Below are 25,611 nucleotides of genomic sequence, written 5' to 3' on the forward strand. Positions count from 1 at the left end.
CTACCGCACCTTAGACCGGCTCACCAGCCTGCAGGCTCGGCACGCCGCACCCGCCGGCCTCGGCACGAGGCCGACCTGCTCACCGCTCACGGGCCGGACGCAACCACCATCCGCCGCATGACCATCGCCTTGCCGCAACACCCAGCCCAGAGTCGGCATCGCCACGCCCGGCAACGGGAACGCCGACCTCCACCAGCGCCATGACACCACCCGGGTCTTCCCGGACACCCACTCCGCAATTCCCACGCGCCGACCCGGCGCAGACTACGGCCGATAGGCCCGCGGTCATGGGCCGACCGGCCCTGGTACGTCCTCGCGGGGAAACGCTGAGATGGGGGAAAGACAAAGAAACACGAAGGAGAACGACCATGTCCGATCCCGTGATCGTGGGCACCGATGGTTCGGCCGCCGCTTCCGCCGCCGTGGAATGGGCCGCCGACGACGCGGCGCGCATGCGTGCTCCGCTGCGCATCGTCTTCGCCCTGAACCTCTTGCCGTACGACATCCCGAAGTTCTCCGCCCCCGAGTGGGAGGATCCCCTGACCCGCAACGCGGAGCGGGTCCTGGCCGAAGCCGAGGCCCTCGTCCGCGAACGCCGGCCCGAGGTCGAGGTCACCACCCAGACGATCCAGGGCGCACCCCCGGTGGTCCTGCGCGACCAGGCCGCCGGCGCCACCGAGATCGTGGTCGGCAGCAGGGGCCTGGGCGGGTTCGCCGAAGCCGTGCTCGGCTCGGTGAGCATGCACGTGGCCGGGCACGCTCGCGGTCCGGTGGTCGTCGTCCATTCCGGGCCCCGGACCGTTCACGGGGAGATCGTCGTCGGTATCGACGACTCCCCGCAGTGCGATCCCGCGCTGGCCTATGCCTTCGAGCAGGCCTCGCTGCGCAACGCCACGCTGCGGGCCCTGTACGCCTGGCAGGCACCGGTGCACGCCTACGCCCCGGAGATCGTCTACGACATGGACGAGATCCGCCGCGCCCAGCACCAGGTCGCAGCCGACAAGCTCACCTCGTGGCAGCAGACCTACCCGCAGGTGAAGGTCATCGAGGACGTCCGGTGCGGGCATCCGGTCGAGGTCTTGACCGCGGCGTCGAAAGAAGCGGACCTGGTCGTCGTGGGCTCCCACGGCCGGGGAGCTCTGGGGTCGCTGGCCCTGGGCTCTGTCAGCCGGGGCGTCTTGCACCACGCCCGCGGCACCGTGGCCGTGGTCCGCTCACCCCTCGCCTGAGACCACGAGCTCCGCGGGTCCCCTCGACGAGCGGACCCGCAGCAGTTCCTCGGCGCCGCAGCCGCCGCTCTCGGCACCTTCCGCCTGGACATGGACAAGCGCCTCGACCTGGCGCCGGCCGCCGTCGTGCCCCGCTCCCGCACACTGGCGGATGCCGCCGACCGAACGCGTACGGAGACACGATGAAAGACTTCCAGGCCCCCGGATGAACGAGACCGTATGGTGGATTCCCGCTCGCCGAACCCTTGCTTGTCCGGGCGGTCGGTACATCGGGTTTGACCGGTACGGCTGGTGCCCGTGACCGCTGAGCGTCGCCAGGCCCGCCCAGCGCGGGTGACCACGGCGACGTTCACAGCGGTAGCCGTCTCACCTGCGGCGGGCGACCGAGCCGGAGATGCCTGGAGACGCGAGACTCGACGGGTGTTCCGCGGCTGGCCATGCGATGTCGTCAACAGCGAGAAACAGCTCGTTGGCCACGGACGCGGGGGTTGCTCCGGTGAACGGGGGTGTGGTGGGCGATACCGTTGAGCCGGGCAGCGGCATCGCCGACGTCGCCGAAGGTCACGGGCAAGGCAGTGGCCATGGGGTGTCGTTGAGCAGGCCGGGCAGTGAGGGCGAGTCGGGCGGCAGGGTGACAGCGGTCCTGTTGCTGGTCACCAGCCGGTGATGCGCTCCCAGTGGGCCTGGATGGCGGGTGCGGGGTCCGTGGGCTGGGTGCTGTCGATGACGTGATAGCCGCGGTGCTGGGCGGCGGTGGCGCACGCGTGGTTGGGCAGGATGCGCAGCCGGGTGCCGACGGGCAGGTCGGGCAGGTCGGCGCCGTCGCGGGCGGTGAGAGTGCCGTGCTCCTGGCTCACAGCGCTCGTGATCAGGTTCGGGATCGGGTTTCCGGCCAGGTCCAGGACGAGGCCGTAGCCCTGGTCCTGGACCTGGACAGCGGTGCCGCGGTCCCGGGACATGGCCATCCATCCGCCGTCGGTGACGATCCAGCCGTGCTCGGGGCGGTGGCCGATGACGGTCACGACGACCGACAGGGCGAGGTCTTCCACGCGGCAGACGCCCAGACCGGCCATGACGAGGTCGAAGAAGACGTAGTTGCCTGCGCGCAGTTCGGTGACGCCGGTGAGGTCCTCGGCCGCGTGCGCGGTCGGTGTGGAGCCGACGCTGACCGTGCTGACGGGCAGACCGGCGGCGCGCAGCCGCTCTGCTGCCGCGACCGCGGTGTCGCGTTCGTTCTTGGCTGCCAGCCGCTGGTCTTCCGGGGTGTAGGCGAAGTAGGACTCGCCCGCGTGGGTCAGAACGCCGTCGAGGCATCCGGCCTCGTGCAGGATGCGGCCGATGTCGACGAGTCCGGGGGCATCGGCCCTGAGGCCGCCGCGGTGGCCGTCGCAGTCGATCTCGATCTGCGCCGGGACGGCGAGACCGGCTTTACGGGAGGCGTCGGCGACGAAGGCGGCCTGTTCGCGGCTGTCGAGCAGGACGCGCAGGGTGACGCCGCGGCGCAGGAGGGCGATGACGCGGGGAAGCTTGTGCGGGTCGATGCCGACGGCGTACGTGATGTCGGTGTAGCCGCCGTCGGCGAACGCCTCGGCCTCGGCGAGGGTGGAGACGGTGACCGGACACGGGGTGCCGCCGTGCATCAGGGCGGCGATGTCGAGGCTCTTGGCCGTCTTCACGTGCGGCCGCAGGGTGACCCCGAGTCGGTCGGCCCGCCTCGCCAGTCGTTCGATGTTGCGCAGGGCCTTGTGCACGTCGACGACGGCGAACGGGGTGTCGGGGTCGGCAAGCGTCGTCGCGGAGGCCGGGGGCGGGGTGATGTTCACAGGGTTATGTCCATCTTCTTGAGGAGGGCCAGACCCAGGTAGAGGTCCTGCAGCCCGATCCCGGAGCTGTCGAAGAGCGTGATGTCGTCGTTGCCGCCCCGCCCCGGGGCGCGCCCGATAAGGACGGCGCCGAGCGCGATGAGCTCTGTGCCCTGTGAGGCGTGCTGGCTCTCGCCCATGCGCTGGGCCTGCTCGGGGAGATCGCAGAAGACGCGGGCGCGGGCGAACAGATCGGGCGGGAGTTCCCGCTTGCCGGGGGCGTCGGCGCCCATGCAGGAGAGGTGGGTGCCGGGGCGGACCCAGTCGGCCTCGAACAGGGGCGGGGCGTCGGCTCGGGTGGTGGTGGCGGTGACGATGACATCGGCCCGTGCGCAGGCTTCCTCGGCGCTGACGGTCCGGGCGTCGTGGCCTTCTGAGGTCAGCTGTGCGGCCAGCCGGCCGGCGCGGTCCTTGTCCCGTCCCACGACCAGCACCGTACTGATGGGTCGTACGCGCGAGACGGCCCTGACCTCGTAGGCGGCCTGGTGCCCGGTGCCGAAAACGGCCAGGGTCGCGGCGTCGGTGCGGGCGAGAAGGTCCACCGCCAGGGCGTCGGCGGCGGCGGTCCGGTAGGCGTTGGCAGTGCCGACCTCCAGGACGGCCGCGATCCTGCCGATGGTCTGGTCGAACAGCAACAGGGTGGAGTGGTGCCGCGGCAGCCCCTGCGCGGGGTTGTCCGGCCAGAAGGTACCGATCTTCACTCCGGCATGGGTCGCGGAGGCGGACGGTTTGAGGCTGAACTGATTGCGTGGGTCGGATCCATGCACGACAAGGCTGGGCAGGACGGTAGCGTCCATGGTGGCGGCGAACGCGGCGCGGGCCGCGTCGAACGCGAGGACCTCATCCACCAGCGTGGCGGTCTGCTGCTCGGTGATGTACAGCAGGCCGGACGGTCCCGGCAGCCGGTCCGCGCTCGGCACGGGGTGGCGGTCAGTCGAGGGCTGCAACTGCGTGCACCTCCACCGCGGACTCGTGGTGCAGCTCCCTGGCGCCGGCGACGGCCCGCGCGGGCCTGGTCGTACCGCGCCACTCCTTGTACACCTGGTCGAAGGCCGACCAGTCACCGATGTCGCTCAGGTAGACGGCGACCGAGATCTGCCTCTCGCTGCCGGTGCCGGCCGTGCCCGGACACGCATCGAGGTTGTTGAGCACTTGGCGTGCCTGGACTTCGAACGGCTCGCCGGCCAGGGGGGAGTCGTCGGGCGTCACGGGGAGCCGGCCGGAGATGTAGGCCACGCCGCGGTGGGTGGCGATATGCGAGGAGTGGTCTGCCGGCGGTGTCGGCTGCGGACTGTCGAACGTGTGGATCGACGGGGTACCGCCCATGTGGGGGCGGTCGTTCCCCGTGGTGATCTCGCTGGTGGCCATCGTCTCACTTCGTGTAGGAGTAGACGCTGGCTCGGGAGATGCCGAGGAGGTCGGCGATGGTCTGGGCGGCGTTGCGGGTGTCGAAGTAGCCGTCCTCGTACAGGCGTCGCACCAGGTCCTTCTTCGCTTCCCGGGGCAGGGCCCGTGGGGTTGTGGAGCGCTCGGCGGCCGCCGTCTCGATGACTTCGCGCAGTTCCCGGCGGCTCCGGTCACTCAGCCTCTCGAGCTGGACGTCCCGGTTCTCGGGATCGGTCGCGACCAGGTTCGACAGCGTCAGCGTGATGGGCGAGAGCGTTGAGATGTCCAGGTTCAGGCAGAGGGCGGCGATGTACTGCCCGGCGGCGTTCTTGATCCCGATCGAGGTGCTCTTCGCGGGGCGTCCGTCGGGGAACTGGTTGGCGTAGTTCTGGATGACGCTGGGGTAGTGCGGGTCCCTGATACGGGCGAGACCCAGTTCCGTGGCGGACTCTCCCACCTCGCGTCCGGACAGGTTGTTCTCGATGAAGCGGATGGCGTGGTCCGGATCGCGCAGGTCGTGCAGCACGACCTCGCAGATGCCGGGGAACATGCGGCCCAGCGCCTGGGCGATCTTCTCCGCCTCGGCCAGGAGGTGCTCGTCCTCCGGCGCCCCTGACCTCGCCGGCCCGGGGAGCCGCCCGGCCTGTAGCTGCGTGCCGTCCTGGCCGCTCACGTGGCGGTTGCCTTGCGAGGTCATAGCCCGGCCCTCCGTAGGGGTGTCACTGCCACTCATCTCCTGATCCTGCTTCCGTCAGGTGCTCTGTGCACTCACCCACGCGCCGCAGGAGTTCGCTCTCGCCAAGCCTGCGGCCGTGCGCAGGGACCGGCATTCGATGTTCTCGGATTTTTCGTCCAGCTTTATATGGACAATCTATCTATCTCTGGAGTTATTGTCCAGCACTGGGGCTGGCTGGTACCGGCCGACCAGGACGAAGACAGGCCGATGCCGCTTCGCCAGTAGGGGTGAGGCCGGAATACGAGCCAAACGTGCCACGCTCCAGCGGCCAAGTAGGTCACAGGCGCGAACCGGTGCCGTAGGCGGTGGCGCGGACGTCCGCCGACTCCAAGTGACGACTGCGCGGACACTGAGGCCGTTTCGTGCGCCCAGCAGAACCAGAGGTGAAGCCGTGACATAGCGGCTCATCTTGTTGTTCGTAAGCTCGTCGTCGCTCGCCGGTGAAAGTCCGGCCCGGGTAGCTGCCAGGAGGCCCGGTAGCAGGCTGGCGATCTCGTCTGGAAACGGGCGGGGTCGAAGCCCAGCGTCAAAGGCCCTGCAAGAGGGGGAGCGAGGATGCGGTCCGTAGCATGAAGCGAAGCCTGCGGCGTCGTTACTCAGCCGCCCTTGGTGTCTAAGCTAGGACTCCAGGGCCGACCACACATGGGACTGCTGCCGGGGCGGGACGGTGGTGACCGCTCCCGGTTCCGCTCCTGTGAGCAGGGGGTTCCCGCCCGCCGGGGGAAGGCCGGTCTCTGCCGGCGGAGGCTGGGGGCCTTCTGCGGGTTCGTCCTCACCGGCATCGAGGCGGAAGAGCGGGTAGACGTCGGTCATCAGGGTGGCATAGGCGGCCACCCGCAGCGTCCACCGGTTCATGCCCAGCACGAACTCGAAGATCGAACGCGGGTAGCGGCCGGTGAACAGGATCGCGAAGAAGGCGATCACCGTCAAGACGGCGAAGGCGAACCACAGCAATCCCAGAACAAGGTAGTGGGGGAGTGCCAGTAGCCCTTGACCAGCCACAGGCCACGGCTCAGCGGCTCGTCCAGGTGGCCGCGCACGCGTACGGGATAGGCGCTCATGGTCCGGGCTCCTTCCGGGAGACACCGATGAGAACGGCTTACCCCCACCAGCCCATCAGCCGGCCGCGCTCGCGCCACCGGCTGAAGGCCCCGAACTGCCGCGCTGATGGCCCTGGATTCCAGGTGTTTTCCACGCCTGGCGGTCATGACGATCGGCGGCCCTGTTACCACGGATCTCACGATGATGAGGCGTTTCACGGCCTGGACGGTTTCCATACCCGATGTCGAGCGGAGGCTGGCCAGCGCGGTGGCTCAGGACGATGGTCCTTGCGGCAACTGACGTCCGACCGGTGCCGCGGCTCTCCCGCAGGTGTGTGATGGAGACGAAGGAAGACGGATCTCTCGAAGGAGACGGCTGTGGCCGACCGCACCGTCGTCACCGGAGAGCCAGAAGCGCCGGTCGCTTCGTTCCGCGTCGAACCGGTGTCGCTCACTACTGAGGAGCCACTCGTGAAACGTTCGCACAAGCACTGGAGTGACCTTTCCGCCCGGCAGCAGGCGGCGATCTTGACGCTGGCCTCCGTGGAGCTGTCGCTCACCGCTACGGCGGCCGCCGACCTGTGGTGCAGACCCGCCGGCCAGATCCGGGGTTCCAAGACGCTGTGGTGGCCGCTGTTGCTCATCCAGCCGATCGGGCCGATCATCTATCTCACGCTGGGTCGTGCCCCCTTCACCGGCTAACCCACCGGCCGGACACCGCGATCTGCGGCAGGTGAGCTGTCGCCGATGCGAAGGATGGCGGCGCCGGTGACCCGGTCGGCGGCCAGGTCCGCCAACGCCTGGTCGGCCCGCTCGAAGTCGTAGGCGGTGGTGGTGACGCGTGGTGGATGGCGGGCGGTGTGCTCCAGCAGGGCTCGGCCGTCGGCGCGGGTGTTGGCGGTGACGCTACGCAGCGTACGCTCCTGGAACAGATGGTCGCAGTAGTTCAGCGGCGGGATGTCGCTGAGATGGATTCCGGCCACGGCCAGGGTGCCGCCGCGGTCCAGGGCGGCCAGCGCCACCGGGACCAGGTCGCCGACCGGGGCGAACAAAATGGCGGCGTCCAACGGTTCGGGAGGAACGTCGTAGGCGCCGCCCGCCGAGGCCACGCCCAGCTCCAGGGCCAGCCCGCGGGCGGACGCGGAACGGGTCAGCACGTGCACCGTGGCGCCCCGGGCGAGCGCGACCTGAGCGGTGAGGTGGGCCGAGGCGCCGAACCCGTACACACCCAGCCGCCCACCCGGCGGCAACTCCGCGCGCAGCAACGCCCGGTAGCCGATGATGCCCGCGCACAGCAACGGAGCCAGCTCCTCGGCAGGCTGATCCTCGGGCAGGGGATAGGCGAAGCCCTGCGGCACGGTCAGGTACTCGGCGTAACCGCCGTCGGCGTCCCAGCCGGTGTAGCGCGAGTACGGGCACAGATTCTCCGCACCCCGCGCGCAGTAACGGCACTCACCACAGGTGGAACGAAGCCAGGCCACACCGACCCGGGCGCCGACGCAGAACCGATCGGCTCCGGGGCCGCGGTCCGCGACACGCCCGACCACCTCGTGCCCGGGCACCGTACCGGGCCGCCGGGGGAGCAGGTCACCCTCGGCCAGATGCAGATCGGTGCGGCAGACGGCGCACACCTCGACCCGGACGAGCACCTCACCGGCAGCGGGCTCGGGCACCGGCAGCCGCACCCGCTCCAGCGGGTGGGTGGCCATGGGCCCGGGGCGGCGAACCACCCAGGCGGTCATCGTCCGCGTCACCCTCCCATCGTCACACGCACCGCCGCGCACGCCCCCACCGACACCCCACCGGCCCGAGCCGGGAACTCACACGACCCCGCACGACCTGGCGCGACCTGGCGCGACCTGGCGTGATCGAAACAGCACAGCTAGCGGCCGGGCTTCTCCCAGGTCAGCGAATACCGGCGGAGCACATGCCGGCGATAGCGCATGCCGGGCAGCAGCCGCCGCGCCGCGGCCCGCACCTGCCCGTAACTCATCGGCGGGGCGGCGACCGGCATCCCCTCCGGGCCGTGCGCGCGACGCAGCACCTTGACGATCCGCACGACGGGGGCAGCCGCGATCGTCGCCGCCCACTCCGCCGGGGTCGTCTCGCAGGCCAGGCCGACCACCACCAACGTGCCGCCAGGGCGCAGCATCCGGCGCATGCGCGCCAGGGCCGACTCGAAGTCCATGTGATGGATCGCAGACACCGAGCAGATGAAGTCATAGCCCGCAGCGGGAAGGTCCGCGGTAAGGAAGTCACCCTCGACGAAGGTGAGATCCGAAGGGCCGGGGGCGAGTTCACGGGCGCGGGCGATCATCTGTGGCGAGCTGTCGATACCGGTGACGCGCTCTGCCCGCTCGGCCAGCTTCCGCGCGAGCAGACCGTCACCGCAGCCGACGTCCAGCGCATCGCCGCACCCCTCGGGGACGGCGCGGAGGATGCCCGGGTGCCGGGCGACGTTGGTGTTCCAGTAGGGCTTCGGGTCGGCCTGGCGCATCGGATCATCGTAGGAGCGCAACGGCCATCGTAGGAGCGCAACGGCAGAAACCCGAGCTTGCCCAAGATTCACCGGCAAAGAGGAAGATCAACCGTCACAGGACCGGGCCCCGCGGGAACCGGGCGGACGAGAGCGCGGGGCCGTTTTGCTGAGAAGACGATCACCCATGTGGGCCCGGGAACGAGACTCAAGGAGCATTTCGCTGAGACGAAATCACGCGTGGGGCCAAGGTGGGGCCAAGGTGGTGAGACAGGGGCCGACTTCCGTGAGACAGGACAGCGACTGTCCTGTCTCAAGCAAAGTGGCCCCGTCTCACGAAAATGGCCCCGTGGTTGGAGCCTGTGAAGTGGGCGTTCACGCATAGTGTCTAGCCAGGCGGTTGAGTCGTCTCACGAAAATGGTCCCGCGATCGCGTTTATCTCAGCAAAGTGGCCCTGTAGAACAAGGGACAGTGACCGCAGTCAAGATCACATACTTCCACTGCGCTTGGCCAGGATCGCGCGGAGGCGTTCGGCGAGGTCAACGGCCTGGCGCATTGTCCAGGGGAGCACGCCGTTCTCAGTCATCAGGGCGTGGTACTGCTGCTGCTCGTAGGGGGTTCCAGGCGGCAACGGGGCAATGTGCCAGTGAAGGTGGGCGTTGCCCTGCTGACTGCCCAGCGAGAGCAGATAGGTGCGCTCGGACGGGACGGCTTCCTCAACGGCGAGAGCGATCAGGCGAACTGTCAGCATCAACCGCAGGTAGGCCGCTTCGTCGAGGTCACGGATCACATGCTCGACGTGAGCCTTCGGGGCCACCAGGACTTTACCGGGCATCGTGGGATAGCGATCCAGGAAGGCGACGTGATGCTCGTCCTCGAAGACGATTTGTTCAAGATCGTAGCCGGGGTCGCCGGCCAGTAGTGCACAGATGAAACAAGGCCCGCCTTGGCTGCGCCGGACGTAAGAAGCAAGGTCAAAACCCACTTTCTGCCGGGTCTCAGCGGCGATCACGGCCTCTCCCGTGCCGGAACCGACGATCGCCGAACGGATCACACCAGAAGACATCTCCTCGCTCATGCCCGTCACCCTAAGCCTTGGCGAAACCGGAGCCATTTCGCTGAGACGAAATCACGCGTGGGGCCACTTTAGTGAGACGGGGGCCAAGTTCCGTGAGACGAGACAGCGACGCGAAGAACGCCCATAAATCATGAGATCTTATACCAGACAGAATTGACCTTCTGTCTGGTATAAGACGAATGGTGTTAATCTGTCGCCTTATCGCCCCACCTCCGGGCCACCTGCTCGAACCACAGACCCGGCCCGGCTCACGCGACCCGCTCGGTGAAGATCTTTGCGGGCGTACGCCGGGTCTCGCGTCTCACCCGGCCCGCGTTGCGAGCATGATCGTCCAACCCGCTTTCGATCATGATCATCGCCGCGATCATGATCTTCTTGAGTGATCCGTTCGATGGTCGTGCTCACCTGGAGGACGCGCAGGCCTTCAGGGGGCAACCGCCCGGCTGCGGGCGCAAGCCTGTCGGCGATTTGGCGATTTGGCGATGTCGGCGCACGGGCGGCCTCTCCCCCGTCGCGAGAACGAATATGTACTGATTGTCGGTTTTGTTACTGGGAGTGCTTTCATGCGTGAGGACCGGCCGCCCTGCCCGCGCTCCCCCTGAAGGCACTCGGCCGGGCAACGGCCAAATCCGGCGAAATATGCCCTGAAAATATGTCCTGACCTGCATTGATGCTGCCGGCTTCGTCCGGTCTGCGCCCTCATCCGCCGGCGGCGTCCCACCTCGTTGCGTCGGGACCTCCGCGCCGGCGGGTTTCCGGTGCAGGACACCGGGTTTCCTCGGCCGGGTGGCGAGCTCTCGAGATGCGTCGTTCTCACCGATTGTCGTCCTCGCCGATGATCGAGCCAGGGCGTATACGTATGAGTTGAGCAGTCCGCTTCCGGCTTCTCCCCCGCGATCGGGTACGTCGCACCGCACTATGCTCCATGGGGTGTCCGAGATCCGATCCCGCACCGGCTGGGGTAACGGCCGGGTCCCGCCTCGGGGAGCATGTGGGGCGACCTGGGGTGAGGCGTCCTGAGCGGGTCGCCACCGAACCCCTTTCGCGATCTTCGCGAGTGCTTTTCGGCCGGATCACCCGCCGGGCCCCCGACCGTATTGGAGAAGTCGTCATGAGCGTGCCTGAGCACATCACCACCTGGCGCGACGCCCGCTTCGACATGCCTGTCGGCCGGCAGCTGGAGCGCTACAACGAGCTGGCCGCCAAGAACGCGTCGGCTCGTGCCCGGGCCGAGCTGGTGGCCCGGGGAGTCTATGATCCTGCCCGGCACGGGGCCGAGGAGCGGCCCGCGCTGACCGTGGACGAGCACGTCGAGCTGCTGGCGCTGGCGGAGTGCGTCGCGCGTACGGTGCGTCATCCCTCCAACGTTCACCACGCGTTGCTGGCCGGGGTCACGTGGACGCAGATCGCCCATGTCGTCGATTCCGACGAGCTCACCGTACGGCGGGCCTACCGGCAGTGGGCCGAGGACCAGCATGACCTCAACCAGCGCTACCCCGACCGCGGCATGACCGCCGAGGAGTATGCCGCCGCGAGCGCCAGGGTGGCGGAGGGCGCCGGGGACACCCGCTGAGCGGGACGGCCGCCTGGGTGAGGGACGCGGCGCCTCAGGGCCGGGGTGGGCGGGACTTTTCGCGCGGGCCCTGCGGGCGCGGGCGTTCGTCTACCGTGGGGGGATGTGCATGATCGGTGATCTGCCGGGTGGGCCGCTCCCCCGCGGTCGTGGCCGGCGGTGCCGTCCGGGTCGTCCGGGTCGTGGCCGGTGACGGCGGCGTGGCGGGCGGGCGCCGGTGGCGGTGTTTCGGCGGGCGCGGATGTGGCACTGGTGCGGGGTGAGCGGCCGTTGACGGCGGCCCGGATGCGGGAGGGGTGTCGCCGGGATCATGCGGCCTGCTGATCTGAATCGTCTCAGTGTGGGCGAGTCGGCCGATCGTTACGTGGAGCTGGTGCGGGCCAAGACCCTGACCGGCGCGCTGTCGGTGTCGACGGCGGAGGTGTACGCGCGTGATGTGGCCACCTTCGTGGATCTGGTGGGTGAGGAGGTGGTGCTGGACGACCTGAGCGGCGAGGACGTGGACGCCGTCTTGCTGGCCTTCGCCCGCAAGCCCGACGGCCGGCGGCGCTCGCAGCCCGGCGAGCAGGCGGGTGCCACGCAGTCGGCCTCCTCCCAGGCGCGGTTTCGGCGGTCGATCTCGGCGTTGTTCAAGCACGCGGTGCTGGCGGGGTGGGTGCAGGTCAATCCGATGGCGATGGCGACGGTGACGGCCCGGGAGCGCGGGGGGTTGCGGCCCGAGCGGCGGGCGTTGACCCGCGAGCAGGCGCGGGGGCTGATCGGTGCGGCGCGTGAGCTGGGTGGCGGGCCGGGCGGTGGTGCGTCGGAGGCGTCGGAGGCGCCCGTGGCGGGTGCGGCGGGTGCGGGGCGGGTGCGGCGGCGTGACCAGCACACCGAGTTGCGTGACGGGCTGATCGTGTTGATGTTGTCGACGATGGGGCCGCGGGTGTCGGAGCTGGTGCGGGCCAATGTGGAGGACTTCTACACCAACGACGGGGTGCGGTACTGGCGGATCTTCGGTAAGGGCGGCAAGACGCGGGATGTGCCGCTGCCCGATGATGTCGCGCTGGTGCTGCAGGCCTATCTGCTGCATGGGCGGATGGCCTCGGCCGACAAGGCGTTGTTGTTGTCGTGGCGGGGGCGGCGTCTGGCGCGGGGGGATGTGCAGGCGGTGATCGACCGGGTGCAGCGCAGGGTGGATCCCGATCGTCGTCGTTCGGTGACGCCGCACGGGTTGCGGCATACCACGGCCACTCACCTGCTGGCCGACGCGGTGGACATGGACGCGGTGCGGCGGGTTCTGGGGCACAGTGATCTGGCGACGCTGGGGCGTTACCGCGATGAGCTGCCCGGGGAGCTGGAGGTGGCGATGCGGTCGCATCCGTTGCTGCGCGGTCCGGCGTCGAGCTGATCGGTCGAGCCGGTCATCGGCCGGGTGGTGGGGTGCGGTGGGCTCCCCGGCGGGTTCTCTGTCGCGGGGTCACCGGCTTCGGGGTGGTCGGGGTGGGTGGTCAGGCGGCGCGTTCTTCGGCGTAGACCTGGGCCAGGACGTCCAGGGAGACGTTGAGGGCGTGGGCCAGGGCGGCGACGGTGAAGAAGGCCGGGGTGGGGATGCGGCCTGTCTCGATCTTGCGGAGGGTCTCCGCGGACAGTCCGGCGGCGGCGGCCACTTCGGTCATGCTGCGCGTGCCGCGTGCCTGGCGCAGGATGGCGCCCAGGCGGTGGCCGCGTTCGCGGTCGAGTTCGGTCAGCGGGGGTCGCACCATGGACCGGATCCTAGCAAGCGGTGATAACAATACCGGTCGAGGTGGCCGGCGCCGGGGTTGAGGGAGGCGTGGCGCACCTGGACGGGCAGCCGGCCGGGGCCGGGTTCGGGGTCGGCGGTCTCGCCCGCCGCAGGGCGCGGCGCCGGTCGGGCCGGTTCAGGCGGCTGGGCTGGTTCAGACGGTCGGGCTGGTTCAGGCCAGCAGCTCCCCCACCAGCTGGCGCAGTGAGCGGGCGAACCTGCCGGGGTCGCCCTCCCGGGTGAGGCGGCGCACCATGTCGGCGTCGAACATGCCCAGCAGGGCGTGGGCCACGAAGGTGGCGTCCAGGTCGGGGCGGGCCTGGGCGATCAGGGTTTCCAGGTGGGCGTGCCAGCGCACGTAGGTGGGGTCGGCGTGTCGGTCGGTGGCGCAGGAGCGTTCGTGGGCGGCCAGCAGGGCGAGGTTGCCGGCGGCCAGCTGGGAGAGGGCGTCGAGGAAGGCGACGATGCGCTCGGCGGGCGGCGCGCCGGGTCCCAGGGGTGCCGGCCCCGACTCCAGTGCCTCGCGCAGTTGCACGGCCCGCTCCTGCAGCAGGGCCTGCATCAGGCCGGTGCGGCTGCCGAAGCGCCGGAAGACGGTGCCCTTGCCGACCTGGGCGTGCGCGGCGACCTGGTCCAGGGAGATGTGGGCGCCGTGGGTGGCCAGCAGTTCCTCTGTGGCGCGCAGGATGGCGTGGCGGTTGCGGGCGGCGTCGGCGCGTTCGCCCATCGCTCTCCCCTTTTTTCTCAGGTGACAGGTAACCGGTCGCGTTTGCGTAACCGGACTATTAGTCCGTATATTAGCCCACATGTAACCGGACTATTAGTCCGTTTTGTTCGGTGTGCGGGGGTTCTCGTGCGCCGCCTCTCCCGGTCAGGAGCATCCGCCATGCGCGCTCTCGTCGTCGATCCCTCGCTCCCCTGCGGTCTGCGCCTGGGTGAGGCCGCCGACCCCGAACCCGGCCCCGGCCAGCTGCTCGTCCAGGTGCGCCACGCCTCCCTCAACCCCGGCGAGCTGGGCATGCTCGCCCAGCTGCCCGCCGGTCACGTGGGCGGCTACGACGCCGCCGGAGTCGTCGTGCGCCCTGCGGCCGACGGCACCGGCCCGGCGGCGGGCACCCGGGTGCTGGCCTTCGGCCCGGGCGCGTGGGCCGAGCTGCTGGCGGTCTCCAGTGCCGACGTCGCCCCCCTGCCGCGGGGAGCCGCCCTGGCCGAGGCCGCGGCACTGCCCATGGCGGGCATGACGGTCCTGCGTACCCTGCGCGCCGCCGGCTCCGTCCTGGGCCGGCGGGTGCTGATCACCGGGGCGAGCGGCGCCGTGGGCCGCTACGGCGTGCAGCTGGCCGCCCGGGCCGGGGCCCACGTTCTGGCCTCGGTCCGTGACGGCGCCTGCGCACCCGACCTGACCGCGCTGGGCGCCCACGAGGTCGTCGTGGGCCTCACCGGCCTGCGGCAGGTGGCCGAGCCGGTCGACGTGGTGCTGGAGACCGTCGGCGGACCCTACCTGGTGGCCGCCTGGGCGCTGCTGGCCCCCGGCGCCACCCTGCAGAGCATCGGCTGGGCAGGCGGCGAGCCCGCCGTCTTCCCTCCCGGCTCGACCTTCTTTCCCGGCGCGGCCCGCACTTTGAGCTCCTTCGGTGACGCCGCCGCCGTCGGCGCCGACCTGGGCCTGCTGGCCGGGCTGCTCGCCTCGGGGGCGCTGTCGGCGCAGGTCGGCTGGCGCGGTCCCTGGGAGCGGGCCGAGGAGGCGGTACGGGCGGTCCGCGAGCGGAAGGTCACCGGCAAGGCCGTCATCGACGTCACCTCGGCCCCGGCCGTATAGGCACGGGCCCGGGGATTTGACCCTGCCGTAACGTGAGGGTGCAGGCTGGCACGGTGAACCAGGAGAGGCGATCTGGCGCACCTGCGGCGCCAGCACGAGTCACCCGGCGCATCGACCGGCTGCGGGCGATGGCGGGGGCGGTCGAGCACGCGATGGAGGCGAACGTCCTGAGCATTCCCCTGACCCCCCAGGAGCGTTTCGAGATCTTCGGCGACTTCGTTCCCGAGGACCACGACGAGGAGGCGCGCCGGCGCTGGGGCCACGGCGAGGCCCGGCGGCAGTCCCGCGACAGGGCGGCCGCGATGACCGGCGCCGACTGGGCGCGATTCACCGAGGATGCCTCGGCCGCCGGCCTGACCGTCTACATCCGCGACGCCATCCACGCCAACGCCGACCGCGCCGAGCGGCCGGCCTGACCGCCCCTCCCCCTCCCCCGGTACGGGGAGAGGGGGCCGGGCGGCCGAGGGGTGTTCAGCGGATCAGCGGGCGGCCACGGCGCCGCCGGCGACCTCCCGCCCCCCGCCGAGCTCACCATCGAGCTCACCATCGAGCTCACCGCCGCCGGGCCGGGCCGCGCCCAGGTGGCCGGTGTCCAGGTGGCCGGCCGGGGTGGTGGCCTGGCGGCCGAACTGGGTGCGGTACAGCTGCGCGTAGCGGCCTCCGGCGGCCAGCAGCGTGGCGTGCGTGCCCCGCTCGGCGATCCGCCCGCCCTCCACCACCAAGATCAGGTCTGCGGCGCGGACCGTCGAGAGCCGGTGGGCGATGACCAGCGCCGTGCGCCCGGCCAACGCCTCGGCCAGGGCTTCTTGGACCGCGGCCTCGGAGGTGGAGTCCAGGTGCGCGGTGGCCTCGTCCAGCACCACCACCCGGGGGCGGGCCAGCAGCAGGCGGGCGATGGTCAGCCGCTGGCGTTCCCCGCCCGAGAGCCGGTAGCCGCGCTCGCCGACCACGGTGTCCAGCCCGTCGGGCAGTGCCTCGACCAGATCGGCCAGCCGCGCTCGCCGCAGCACCTGCCACAGCTCCTCGGTTTCGGCCTCGGGGCGGGCCAGCAGCAGGTTGGCGCGGATCGAGTCGTGAAACAGGTGCCCGTCCTGGGTCACCACGCCCAGCGTCTGGCGGATCGAGGCCGCCGACAGCTCGCGCACGTCCACCCCCGACAATCGCACCGCGCCGTCGTCGACGTCGTACAGGCGGGCCAGCAGTTGCGCGATCGTGGACTTGCCCGCCCCCGAGGAGCCCACCAGGGCGATCATCTGCCCGGCCTCGGCGCGGAAGGACACCTCGTGCAGCACCGTCGCGCCGCCGCGCGCGTCCAGCGTGGCGACCTCCTCCAGGGAGGCCAGCGACACCTTCTCGGCCGAGGGGTAGGCGAAGCCGACGTGGTCGAACTCCACCGTCACCGGCCCCTCGGGCACCGCGCGGGCGTCGGCCCTGTCGGTGATCAGCGGTCGCAGGTCGAGGATCTCGAAGACCCGCTCGAAGCTGACCAGGGCGCTCATCACCTCCACCCGCGCCCCGGCCAGCGCGGTCAGCGGCGCGTACAGGCGGGTCAGCAGCAACGCCAGCGCCACCAGCGCGCCCGGCTCCAGGCGGCCGCTCAGTGCGTAGAAGCCGCCGACCCCGTACACCAGGGCCAGGGCCAGCGCCGAGACCAGGGTGAGGGCGGTGACGAACACCGACTGCACCATCGCGGTGCGGACCCCGATGTCACGCACCCGCCGGGCCCGCGCCAGGAACTCGGCCGACTCCTGGGCCGGGCGGCCGAACAGCTTGACGAGGGTGGCGCCGGGCGCGGAGAAGCGTTCGGTCATCTGGTTGCTCATCGCCGCGTTGTGGTCGGCGGCCTCGCGTTCCATCCGGGCCAGCCGGGTGCCCACGCGCCGGGCGGGCAGCACGAACAGCGGCAGCAGGACCAGTGCCAGCGCGGTCAGCTGCCAGGAGATGCCGATCATCACCACCAGGGTCAAGGTGAGCGTCACCAGGTTGCCCGCCACCCCTGAAAGGGTGTCGCTGAAGGCCCGCTGGGCGCCGATGACGTCGTTGTTCAACCGGCTGACCAGGGCGCCGGTACGGGTGCGGGTGAAGAAGGCGATGGGCATGCGCTGCACGTGGTCGAAGACGGCGCCGCGCAACCGCAGGATCAGCCCTTCACCGATGCTCGCCGACATCCACCGGGTCACCAGGCCCAGTCCCGCCTCGGCCAGCGCGATCACCGCGATCAGGACGGCCAGCCTGACCACGACGCCCGCCGCGGCGCCGCCGACGATGGCGTCGACCACCTGCCCGGCCAGCACCGGGGTGGCCACCGCCAGCACCGCCGACACCACGCTCAACAGCAGGAACCACGCCAGCAGGGTGCGGTGCGGGCGGGCGAAGGCGGCGATGCGCCGCAGCGTGGCCGCCGAGAAGGGCCGCCGGTCGTCTCGGGCGTGCATCGTGCTGTACAGCGAGTGCCAGGCCGCCATTTCCATGCTCATCACACGTCACCATGTTTCCTGTGTTTCCTGCGCTCGTTGTAGGCGCTCGTCGTACGGGGGATCGCCGGCGGCCGGCTGCGGCCCGCCTCCTGCGCACCACCGGGCCGCGTCCGGCGAGGGCGCGTGGGCGGTGCCACACCACGACCCTAGAACCTGAAGTTAACTTCAGGTCAACGGCGCCGGCTCCGCCGTTCCACAGCACCACCGCCGCCGGGTCCTGCCCGCCCCGCCGGGACGGTGCCCTCCGCCGCGTGTCGCGCGTGCCCGCGCCGCCGGAGTAGGCCGCCCGTCTCGCGCGGCCGGCTCCGGCGGCGCGGGTGGGGCCCGGCGGGGTGGGCGGCGCCCCGTCCCCCTAGGCTGGAGGCCGTTCCCCTCCGGTCCGGACGCCCCGTTTTCCGGACGGTTTCCCCTTTTGGAGAGGTGTATCCGCCGTGCCGACCGCACTCCGCCTGTTCCGTTACGTGGCGATCGCCGAAGCGTGCTCGTGGGCGGGACTGCTCATCGGCATGTACTTCAAGTACGTCGCCGCCACCGGGGACCTCGGCGTGAAGATCTTCGGCCCGGTGCACGGCGCCCTGTTCGTGCTCTACCTGGCCGCGGTGCTGTACGCGGCCCGCCAGGCCCGCTGGAGCCTGGGCACGATCGTCGTCGGCCTGGTGTGCTCGGTGCCGCCGCTGGCGACCTTGTGGTTCGAGCGGCGCATGCTCGCCCGCCACCGGGAACCGGTCACCGCCTGACCCCGGCTCCACCGCCCCGTCCCACCGCACCCCGGCTCCCCCGCCCCCCGCTTCGCGGTTTCGCGGTTTCACAGCTCCAGGACGGCGCGGGTGGCCGCCCGGCAGCGCCGCGGGTCGGTCAGCAGGTCGACGCAGTCGCCGAACTGGTCGATCGAGCCCACCGGTGGCAGTGCCCGCACCCGGGGGTCGGTGATGGCGCCGTGCAGGGCGCCGGCGAACCGGCCGGCGTCGATCACCTGGAAGGGCCGGCGGTGGTAGGGCCGCAGGCTCCCCTCCAGCGCCGGCGCCACCCCCATCCGGTTGTGCAGGGCCGCCACCCGCCGGTACACCACCCCCAGGTGCTCCTCGCGCCGGCGCCACCCGGTGGCCGCCACCGCCGCCGACAGCGCGTCCCCCAGTTCCGCGGTGCCCGGCAGGCGGGCGAAGGCGCTGCCCAGCCATTTGGCGTACGGCGGGTAGCGGCGGCGCGTCAGCACCACCAGCCGCATCAGGTCGCGGGCCAGCTCGGCGGTGACCAGTGCCGAGCCCAGGTCGTCGCCGACCTCTCCGCACCGCCCGGGGAAGGCCTCCTGCTGGGCCAGGCGGCGCCACTGCCCGGCCAGCACGTAGCGTTCCAGGTCGGGCGGATACCAGCGCAGCGCGGCGCGGGCCGGCTCGATGACCTGCAGGCCGTCGTGGAAGACCTCCCCGCTGGTGACCTCGGCCAGGCGCTGCCAGGGGGTCGACAGCCAGTCCAGCACGCTCACCCCGCCCAGCGGGTCGAAGCCGAGCCGTTCGGTGAACCAGGTGGCCGGGTCGCTCACCTGCACCCCGTGGCACTCACCGGTCACGGTGGTGCGGTATCCGCGAAAGTCCTCGGGCAGGTGTTCGCCGACGGCGCGCCGGACCGCTTCGGCCCGGTGCGCCGCGACGAACACCACCACCCTGGGTCCCCAGTCATGGTCGGTGGAGCGTTCGGTGTCGAAGGCCAATACCTCCGACCCGGCGCCGATCAGCGCGGCACTGTGCGGCACGTCGGCCACGATCGGCCGCACGACCTGGGCGTAGAAAGCACGCGAAAGCTCCAGGCCAGGTATGAAACTGGACATCATTTCGTCCACTCTGCCTGCCGGGGCCGCGCCCCGCACCAGGTTTTCCCTCGTCCCCGCCCCGGCGCCGGGGCGGGGGTCAGGTGGCGTCCAGCGCCGCGGCGGCCAGTGGCCGCCCGCGCAGTCCCAGCCGCTCGTACAGGGCGATGGCGGCGTGGTTGTCGGTGTCGACCATCAGCGCGACCCGCTCGTGCGCGGCCGCCAGCTCGCCCAGGGCGAACCGGCACACCCGCTCGCCGTACCCGCGGCCGCGCACGGCCGGCGCGGTGGCGACCCCGGCGAGGAATCCCACCGGCGGGCAGGACCAGGCGTCGGCGGCCACGGCCACCAGGTGCCCGTCGTCGTCGCGCACTCCGGCCCAGCGCCGCACCCCCGTCACGCCGGGTACCGCCCACGCCGAGGGGGCCGCCCGCGCCAGCAGGGCGCTCACCTCCCCCTCCTGGTCGTCGCGCAGCCACCCCACCCGTCCCGGGCCGGCCTCCTCGCCCGCCGGGCGGGTGAGCGCGGCGCCCGGGGCGCCGGGCGGGGTGTCCATCCACTCGAAGGTGCCCAGTACCCGCAGCCCCGCGTCCCGGGCGACCACCTCCTCGACCAGTGCCCGCTCCCCCACCATCCGGTAGGACGGGCCGGCCTGCGCCAGCGCCCATCGCACCAGGGTGCTGACCGCTCCCGTCGGGCCGCACACCGTGAGGCGGTCGCGGCGGTTGAGGTCGGGGCAGGCCACCGCCACGGCCTCCCCCAGCGCCCACGCCCGCACCTTCGGGCCCATCGTCTGGGCCCCCCACAACACGAGCGCGTCGCCCAGGCAGGCGTCGGCGACCTCGGCCGCCTTCGTCAGCGTTGTCGGCGTTGTCGGCGTGCCGTTCAGAGGATCGCTCCGGGCCGGTAGGCGGCCGCCTGGGGGTGGCGGTCCACGACCTGGGCCACGCGCGCCACGACCGCCTCCACCTGGGCCGAGGCCGCGCCGGTGAAGGAGATCGGCTCGCCCAGCAGGTCGCGCAGCTCCGCCTCGCCCAGCGGGAACCGCTCGTCGGCTCCCAGGCGGGCGATCAGCTCGTTGCCGCCCGCCCCCTCGCGCATCGCCAGGGCCGAGGCCACCGCGTGCTCCTTGATCAGCTCATGGGCGCTCTCGCGGCCCACCCCGGCCCGCACCGCGGCCATCAGCATCTTCGTCGTGGCCAGGAACGGCAGGTAGCGGTCCAGCTCGGCGGCGATCACCGCGGGGAAGGCGCCGAACTCCTCCAGCACCGTCAGCATGGTCTCCACCAGCCCGTCGAAGGCGAAGAACGCGTCCGGCAGCGCCACCCTGCGCACCACCGAGCACGACACGTCGCCCTCGTTCCACTGGTCGCCGGCCAGCTCCCCGGTCATCGAGGCGTACCCGCGCAGGATGACCGCCAGGCCGTTGACCCGTTCGCAGGAGCGGGTGTTCATCTTGTGCGGCATCGCCGAGGAGCCGACCTGTCCCTCGGCGAAGCCCTCGGTGACCAGCTCGTGCCCGGCCATCAGCCGGATCGTCTTGGCCAGCGAGGAGGGGGCCGCGGCCAGCTGCACCAGCGCGGTGACCACCTCGTAGTCCAGTGAACGCGGGTACACCTGCCCCACGCTGGTCAGCCGGTGGGCGAATCCCAGGTGGGCGGCGACCTCGTCCTCCAGCGCCGCCAGCTTGGCCGCGTCGCCGCCCAGCAGGTCCAGCATGTCCTGGGCGGTGCCGACCGGCCCCTTGATCCCGCGCAGCGGGTAGCGGGCGATGAGCTCCTCCAGCCGGGTGAACGCCACCAGCAGCTCGTCGGCCGCCGAGGCGAACCGCTTGCCCAGCGTCGTGGACTGGGCGGCCACGTTGTGCGAGCGCCCGGCCATCACCAGCTGCGAGTGCTCGGCCGCCAGGCGTGCCAGCGCGGCCAGCAGCGCCACGCACCGGTCGCGGACCACCACCAGGCTGTCGCGGATCTGCAGCTGTTCGACGTTCTCGGTCAGGTCCCGCGAGGTCATGCCCTTGTGGACCTGCTCGTGGCCGGCCAGCGCGTTGAACTCCTCGATGCGGGCCTTGACGTCGTGGCGGGTGACGCGCTCGCGGGCGGCGATCGACTCCAGGTCGACGTGGTCGACCACCTTCTCGTAGTCCGCCGGCGCCTCAGGCGGCACCGCCACTCCCAGCCGCGCCTGGGCGGCCAGCACGGCCAGCCACAGGCGTCGCTCGGCCACCACCTTGTACTCGGAAGACCACAGGCGGGCCAGCTGCGCGGAGGCGTAGCGGGCGGCAAGGACATTGGGGATACGCGGCTTGGCAGTCACGTTGGGTCAGTATATTCCGCCGTCCCCGCCCGCCCCGCCCCGCCCCGGCCCCTCCTGACCCGGCCTGACCCGTCCTGAACAGGGGTACTTGCCTCCGCGAAGCGGGAGAGCCGCTCGCCACGCGGGCGAGCGGCTCTCCTTCCTGCCTCACCGCAGGGACCTACCGGGTCGTCGGCGCCAGCTCGTCCTTGTCGTAGACCTTCAGCTGCGGCCGCTCGCCGCCGTCCTTGGGTGTGCGCCGCAGCCGCTCCTTGAGCCGCTCCACCATCACGTACAGGGTCGGCACCAGCACCAGCGTCAGCAGCGTCGACGACAGCAGCCCGCCGATCACCACGATCGCCAGCGGCTGGGAGATGAACCCGCCGGAACCGGTCAGCCCCAGGGCCATCGGGACCAGCGCGAAGATCGTCGCCACCGCGGTCATCAGGATCGGCCGCAGCCTGCGCCGGCCTCCCTCGATCACCGCCTCCACGATGCCCATGCCCTGCTCGCGGTACTGGTTGATCAGGTCGATCAGCACGATCGCGTTGGTCACCACGATGCCGATCAGCATCAGCATGCCGATCAGGGCCGGAACCCCCATCGGCGTGCCCGTCGCCAGCAGCAGCCCGATCGCGCCGGTCGCCGCGAACGGCACCGACACCAGCAGGATCAGCGGCTGCACAAAGCTGCGGAACGCCGCCACCATGATCATGAAGACGATCGCGATCGCCGCCAGCATCGCCAGTCCCAGCTGCCCGAACGCCTCGGCCTGGTCCGCGCTCACCCCGCCCATGGTGAAGCTCGCCCCCGCGGGCAACGCCAATGCCTCCAGCTTCGACGTCAGCCGTGTCGTCACCGCGCCCAGGTCGCTGCCGGTCGCCGTGCCCGACACCGTGGCGCTGCGCTCACCGTCGATCCGCGTCACCTGCGTGGGGCCGGCCACCGTGGACACCTTGGCCACCTGCGACAGCTTCACCACGCCCGTGGCCGTCGGCAGCTTCAGCGCGCCCACCGCCTTGACGTCCTCGGGCGCGTCCGCCGTCCGCAGCACCACCGCGCCCGAGCGGCCGTCCAGCGTCAGCTCACCCAGCGGCGCCCCGCGGAACTGCTGGGCCACCAGCTGCCCGATCTGCGTCTCCGTCAGCCCCCTGGCCGCGGCCTTCTCCCGGTCGACCCGCACCTCGACCCGCTCGGCGCCGGCCGCCAGGTTGGAGGTCACATCCCGCAGCCCGCCCAGGTCGGCCATCGCGGTGCGGACCGTCTCGGCCGCCGTCCGCAGCGTCGCCACATCCGGCGCCTGCACGATCACCTGCAGCTGGTCGGTCGCCCCGCCGCCGGGGCCGCCCTGGCCGCCGCCCACGGTGACCTCGCCGATCTCGCTCTCGGGCAGCTCCTTCAGCCGCCCGCGCAGCTCCTCCTCCAGCGCCGCGCTGTCGGTCTCCTCGGCGACCGTCACCGAGTACGACGCCCGGTCACCGCCGCCGCCGCCCGTTCCCAGGAATCCGCCGCCGCCGCCCACGTTCACCTGGTAGTCGCGCACGCCCTTCAGCGATGCCAGGACCTCCTCGACCTCCTTGGCCGCCGCGTCCGTCGTCGCCAGGTCGGTGCCGGCCGGCATCCGCTGGCTGATCGACACGGTGTCCTGGCCGGAGGAGTCGATGAAGTTGGTCTCCAGCCGCCCGGCCAGGCCCATCGTCGCGGCGAACACCAGCACGCCGGCCAGGAGCGTCACCAGGCGCCGCCGGGTGGCGAACCGCAGCACCGGCAGGTAGGCCCGCTGCAGCGGGCTGCGCAGCTCCTTGGCCTCGGCCTCCTGGCGCACCGCCCGCGCCTGCTCCGGCGAGAGCACCGGCGCCTTGAGGAACCAGTACGCCAGCACCGGCACCACCGTCAGCGACACCAGCAGCGACGCCAGCAGCGCCACCGTCACCGTGATCGCGAACGGCGCGAACAGCTGCCCCACCATGCCGCCCACCACCGCGATCGGCAGGAACACCGCCACCGTCGTCAACGTCGAGGCCGTCACCGCGCCGCTGACCTCGCGCACCCCGGCCAGCACCGCCTTGCGCTTGGCCTCCCCGTATCCCAGGTGCCGCTTGATGTTCTCCAGGACCACGATCGAGTCGTCGACCACCCGGCCCACCGCGATCGTCAGCGCGCCCAGCGTCAGCAGGTTCAGCGAGTAGTCGCCCACCCACAACGCGATCAGCGCGATGACCACCGACAGCGGGATCGACGCCGCCGTCACCAGCGTCGAGCGCACCGACAGCAGGAAGACCAGGATGACCAGCACCGCGAACGCCAGGCCCAGCAATCCCTCGGTCGTCAGGTCCTCGATCGACCGCTCCACGTACGGCGCCTGATCGAAGATCACCGTTATCTCCGAGGAGTCCCCGATCGCCCGTACCAGCTCCGCGCGCTTTTCACGCACCTGGTGCGAGATCGCCACCGCGTTGCCGTCGGGCGTCATCGTCACCGACAGCCCCAGGCTCGGCTGCCCGTTGGTCCGCGTCAGCGACGTCCCCTCGGCCAGCGTCCGCTCCACCGTGGCCACGTCCCCCAGCCGCACCGGCTTGGGGGCCGCCGGGGGGCGCTGCGCCTGCGCCTGCGCCTGGGCCCGCTGTGCCTGCTGGGCCTGCTGGGCCTGCTGGATCTGCTGGGCCGATCCGCCGCCCGGCGCCTGCCGGGCCTGCGCCGGCGCCTGCTGCGCCGCCGGCGCGGCGGGCGTCAGGTACAGGTCCTTCAGCTCCTCCAGCGTCGAGACCCGCGCCCCCACCTGAACCGTCAGCGACAGCTTGTCCTGGGTCACGCTGCCCGCCGGAACCGGCTGCCCGTTGGCCCGCAGCACCTCGGCCACCGACGCCGGCGACAACCCCAGCAACGCCAGCTTGCGGGCGTCCGGAGTGATCGTCACCACCTCGTCGCGGGCCCCCGTCACCGTCGCCGAGCGCACCCCCTCGATGGCCTGCAGCTCCGGCACCACCAGCCGCTCCAGCTTCTCGGCCATGTCCCGCTGGTCACCGCCGTCGCCCACCGCCAGCTGCATCACCGGGATGTCGTCGGTCCCGCCTGAGAGAACCTGCGGATCGACCCCCTCGGGCAGCTGCGCCTCGATCCGCGAGATCGCCTGCTGCATGTCCGCGACCGCCGCGTCGATGTCGGTGCCGTACTCGAACGCCACCTGGACCTGCGCCATCCCCTCCCGGGAGGTCGAGGTCACCTCCGAGACCCCCTCCAGCCCCTGGAAGCTGTTCTCGATCGGCTCGGTCACCTGCTCCTCGACGATCTCGGGAGAGGCGCCCGGGTAGGAGGCCGCCACGAACGCTCCCGGGAACGACAGCGAGGGCAGCAGCTGCTGTTTCAGCGAGGGGATCGCGAACAGGCCGAACGCGCTCAACACCAGCGCGATCATTATGACGAGGCTGCGGTTGGCGAGGCTCAACCTGGCCAGGGAGGTCATGGGGGCGGGCTCCTCAAGGAGGGATGTCACAACAAGATTCGCCCTAGACTAACACTTCGCCTCATACGAATATTTAACGATGCTTACCAATCCTGATAACCTTCTCAGGAAGCGAGAGGTGAGCGTGAACGACGACCGCGAACAGCTGATCGACCAGATCGGCGCCATGCAACGCGACCTGGGCCGGCTCCTGGCCCAGCACCGCGCCCCATCCCCCCTCTTCGACTCCAACCTGACCATGCGCCAGCTCAAAGTCGTCATGATCCTCTCCGGTCAGGACTCCGCCTCCGGCCAGGACCTCGCCACCCACCTCGACGTCGGCCTCGGCACCGTCACCGGCATCGTCGACCGCCTCGTCGCCCACGGCCTCGTCGCCCGCCGCGAGGACCCCCACGACCGCCGCATCCGCCGCGCCCGGCTCACCCCCGCCGGACGCGCCCTCGTCGAACAGATCGCCGACGCCGGACTCGCCGAGTTCCGCCGCCTCCTGCAACACCTCGACACCCCCACCCTGCACGACCTGTCCGCCGTCATGGACAAGATCCAGCAGGCCGCCCTGACCCTCCACGATCACCCCCACAAAAAGGTCGGATGATAGGTTCTGTCG

The 25,611-nt window shown here is 71.2% G+C and carries 24 protein-coding genes; 9 read left to right on the top strand and 15 right to left on the bottom strand.

Features of this window, described 5'->3' with window-relative positions:
• Nucleotides 1-368: 368 nt before the first annotated feature.
• Nucleotides 369-1,229, top strand: a complete 861-nt coding sequence (locus AB0F88_RS41200) for a universal stress protein (RefSeq protein WP_362697000.1) — start codon at nt 369-371, stop codon at nt 1,227-1,229.
• A 511-nt stretch (nt 1,230-1,740) separates the two neighbouring features.
• On the top strand, nt 1,741-1,896 hold the full coding sequence (locus AB0F88_RS41205) for a hypothetical protein (protein ID WP_362697002.1): 156 nt from the start codon (nt 1,741-1,743) through the stop codon (nt 1,894-1,896).
• Here AB0F88_RS41205 and AB0F88_RS41210 read toward each other — a convergent pair.
• The 5 genes from AB0F88_RS41210 to AB0F88_RS41230 form a co-directional block, all read right to left on the bottom strand.
• On the bottom strand, nt 1,883-3,052 hold the full coding sequence (locus tag AB0F88_RS41210; RefSeq protein WP_362697004.1) for a DSD1 family PLP-dependent enzyme: 1,170 nt from the start codon (nt 3,050-3,052) through the stop codon (nt 1,883-1,885). The genes AB0F88_RS41205 and AB0F88_RS41210 overlap by 14 nt on opposite strands.
• Nucleotides 3,049-4,038, bottom strand: a complete 990-nt coding sequence (locus AB0F88_RS41215; protein WP_362697006.1) for an ornithine cyclodeaminase family protein — start codon at nt 4,036-4,038, stop codon at nt 3,049-3,051. The genes AB0F88_RS41210 and AB0F88_RS41215 overlap by 4 nt, the downstream gene beginning before the upstream one ends.
• Nucleotides 4,022-4,459: a RidA family protein gene (locus AB0F88_RS41220; RefSeq protein WP_362697008.1), complete on the bottom strand. Its 438-nt coding sequence runs from the start codon at nt 4,457-4,459 to the stop codon at nt 4,022-4,024. The genes AB0F88_RS41215 and AB0F88_RS41220 overlap by 17 nt, the downstream gene beginning before the upstream one ends.
• A 4-nt stretch (nt 4,460-4,463) precedes the next feature.
• Nucleotides 4,464-5,174 carry a PAS domain-containing protein gene (locus AB0F88_RS41225; protein ID WP_362697010.1) on the bottom strand — a complete coding sequence of 237 codons (711 nt, stop codon included), beginning with the start codon at nt 5,172-5,174 and terminating at the stop codon, nt 4,464-4,466.
• Between the two features lie 657 nt (nt 5,175-5,831).
• Nucleotides 5,832-6,215: a DUF4389 domain-containing protein gene (locus AB0F88_RS41230; protein ID WP_362697012.1), complete on the bottom strand. Its 384-nt coding sequence runs from the start codon at nt 6,213-6,215 to the stop codon at nt 5,832-5,834.
• 416 nt (nt 6,216-6,631) lie between these two features.
• On the opposite strand from AB0F88_RS41230, the gene AB0F88_RS41235 reads away from it, so the two are divergent.
• Entirely contained in the window at nt 6,632-6,955 is a 324-nt protein-coding gene (locus AB0F88_RS41235; protein ID WP_362697014.1) for a hypothetical protein, read from the top strand.
• Here AB0F88_RS41235 and AB0F88_RS41240 read toward each other — a convergent pair.
• From AB0F88_RS41240 to AB0F88_RS41250, 3 genes are all read right to left on the bottom strand, one after another.
• Nucleotides 6,952-8,007 carry a zinc-binding alcohol dehydrogenase family protein gene (locus tag AB0F88_RS41240; protein WP_362697016.1) on the bottom strand — a complete coding sequence of 352 codons (1,056 nt, stop codon included), beginning with the start codon at nt 8,005-8,007 and terminating at the stop codon, nt 6,952-6,954. The genes AB0F88_RS41235 and AB0F88_RS41240 overlap by 4 nt on opposite strands.
• A 128-nt stretch (nt 8,008-8,135) precedes the next feature.
• Nucleotides 8,136-8,750 carry a class I SAM-dependent methyltransferase gene (locus AB0F88_RS41245; RefSeq protein WP_362697018.1) on the bottom strand — a complete coding sequence of 205 codons (615 nt, stop codon included), beginning with the start codon at nt 8,748-8,750 and terminating at the stop codon, nt 8,136-8,138.
• 467 nt (nt 8,751-9,217) lie between these two features.
• Nucleotides 9,218-9,808, bottom strand: a complete 591-nt coding sequence (locus tag AB0F88_RS41250; protein ID WP_362697020.1) for an HIT family protein — start codon at nt 9,806-9,808, stop codon at nt 9,218-9,220.
• 1,111 nt (nt 9,809-10,919) lie between these two features.
• Here AB0F88_RS41250 and AB0F88_RS41255 point away from each other — a divergent pair.
• Both AB0F88_RS41255 and AB0F88_RS41260 read left to right on the top strand, forming a co-directional pair.
• Nucleotides 10,920-11,381 (top strand): hypothetical protein, encoded by a 462-nt coding sequence (locus tag AB0F88_RS41255; RefSeq protein ID WP_362697022.1) that lies wholly within the window; start codon nt 10,920-10,922, stop codon nt 11,379-11,381.
• A 340-nt stretch (nt 11,382-11,721) separates the two neighbouring features.
• Nucleotides 11,722-12,771: a tyrosine-type recombinase/integrase gene (locus AB0F88_RS41260; RefSeq protein WP_362697024.1), complete on the top strand. Its 1,050-nt coding sequence runs from the start codon at nt 11,722-11,724 to the stop codon at nt 12,769-12,771.
• A 100-nt stretch (nt 12,772-12,871) separates the two neighbouring features.
• Here AB0F88_RS41260 and AB0F88_RS41265 read toward each other — a convergent pair whose 3' ends face one another.
• Nucleotides 12,872-13,126 carry a helix-turn-helix transcriptional regulator gene (locus AB0F88_RS41265; protein WP_362697026.1) on the bottom strand — a complete coding sequence of 85 codons (255 nt, stop codon included), beginning with the start codon at nt 13,124-13,126 and terminating at the stop codon, nt 12,872-12,874.
• A 192-nt stretch (nt 13,127-13,318) separates the two neighbouring features.
• Nucleotides 13,319-13,873, bottom strand: coding sequence for a helix-turn-helix domain-containing protein (locus tag AB0F88_RS41270; protein WP_362697028.1), 555 nt, complete (start codon nt 13,871-13,873; stop codon nt 13,319-13,321).
• 159 nt (nt 13,874-14,032) lie between these two features.
• On the opposite strand from AB0F88_RS41270, the gene AB0F88_RS41275 reads away from it, so the two are divergent.
• A complete protein-coding gene (locus tag AB0F88_RS41275) occupies nt 14,033-14,965 on the top strand; it encodes a zinc-binding dehydrogenase (RefSeq protein WP_362697030.1) in 933 nt (310 codons plus the stop codon).
• A gap of 32 nt (nt 14,966-14,997) precedes the next feature.
• A complete protein-coding gene (locus AB0F88_RS41280; protein ID WP_362697032.1) occupies nt 14,998-15,381 on the top strand; it encodes a hypothetical protein in 384 nt (127 codons plus the stop codon).
• Between the two features lie 63 nt (nt 15,382-15,444).
• Here AB0F88_RS41280 and AB0F88_RS41285 read toward each other — a convergent pair whose 3' ends face one another.
• Nucleotides 15,445-17,442 (bottom strand): ABC transporter ATP-binding protein, encoded by a 1,998-nt coding sequence (locus tag AB0F88_RS41285; RefSeq protein ID WP_362697034.1) that lies wholly within the window; start codon nt 17,440-17,442, stop codon nt 15,445-15,447.
• Nucleotides 17,443-17,873: 431 nt separating this feature from the next.
• Between AB0F88_RS41285 and AB0F88_RS41290 the strand changes: the two genes are divergently transcribed.
• A complete protein-coding gene (locus tag AB0F88_RS41290) occupies nt 17,874-18,179 on the top strand; it encodes a DUF3817 domain-containing protein (RefSeq protein ID WP_362697036.1) in 306 nt (101 codons plus the stop codon).
• Nucleotides 18,180-18,247: 68 nt separating this feature from the next.
• Here AB0F88_RS41290 and AB0F88_RS41295 read toward each other — a convergent pair whose 3' ends face one another.
• From AB0F88_RS41295 to AB0F88_RS41310, 4 genes are all read right to left on the bottom strand, one after another.
• A complete protein-coding gene (locus tag AB0F88_RS41295) occupies nt 18,248-19,267 on the bottom strand; it encodes a DUF4037 domain-containing protein (RefSeq protein WP_362697038.1) in 1,020 nt (339 codons plus the stop codon).
• Nucleotides 19,268-19,346: 79 nt separating this feature from the next.
• The gene (locus tag AB0F88_RS41300; protein ID WP_362697040.1) at nt 19,347-20,036 is read right to left on the bottom strand and encodes a GNAT family N-acetyltransferase; all 690 of its coding nucleotides are present in this window, start codon (nt 20,034-20,036) and stop codon (nt 19,347-19,349) included.
• Nucleotides 20,037-20,131: 95 nt separating this feature from the next.
• A complete protein-coding gene (gene purB / locus AB0F88_RS41305; RefSeq protein WP_362697042.1) occupies nt 20,132-21,562 on the bottom strand; it encodes an adenylosuccinate lyase in 1,431 nt (476 codons plus the stop codon).
• Between the two features lie 160 nt (nt 21,563-21,722).
• Complete coding sequence (locus tag AB0F88_RS41310; protein WP_362697044.1) at nt 21,723-25,034, bottom strand: efflux RND transporter permease subunit; 3,312 nt, start codon at nt 25,032-25,034, stop codon at nt 21,723-21,725.
• Nucleotides 25,035-25,122: 88 nt separating this feature from the next.
• Here AB0F88_RS41310 and AB0F88_RS41315 point away from each other — a divergent pair, with 88 nt between their 5' ends.
• A complete protein-coding gene (locus AB0F88_RS41315; RefSeq protein ID WP_362697046.1) occupies nt 25,123-25,599 on the top strand; it encodes a MarR family transcriptional regulator in 477 nt (158 codons plus the stop codon).
• Nucleotides 25,600-25,611 lie beyond the last annotated feature (12 nt).

The organism is Streptosporangium sp. NPDC023963, assembly GCF_040639135.1.
Lineage (GTDB): Bacteria > Actinomycetota > Actinomycetes > Streptosporangiales > Streptosporangiaceae > Streptosporangium.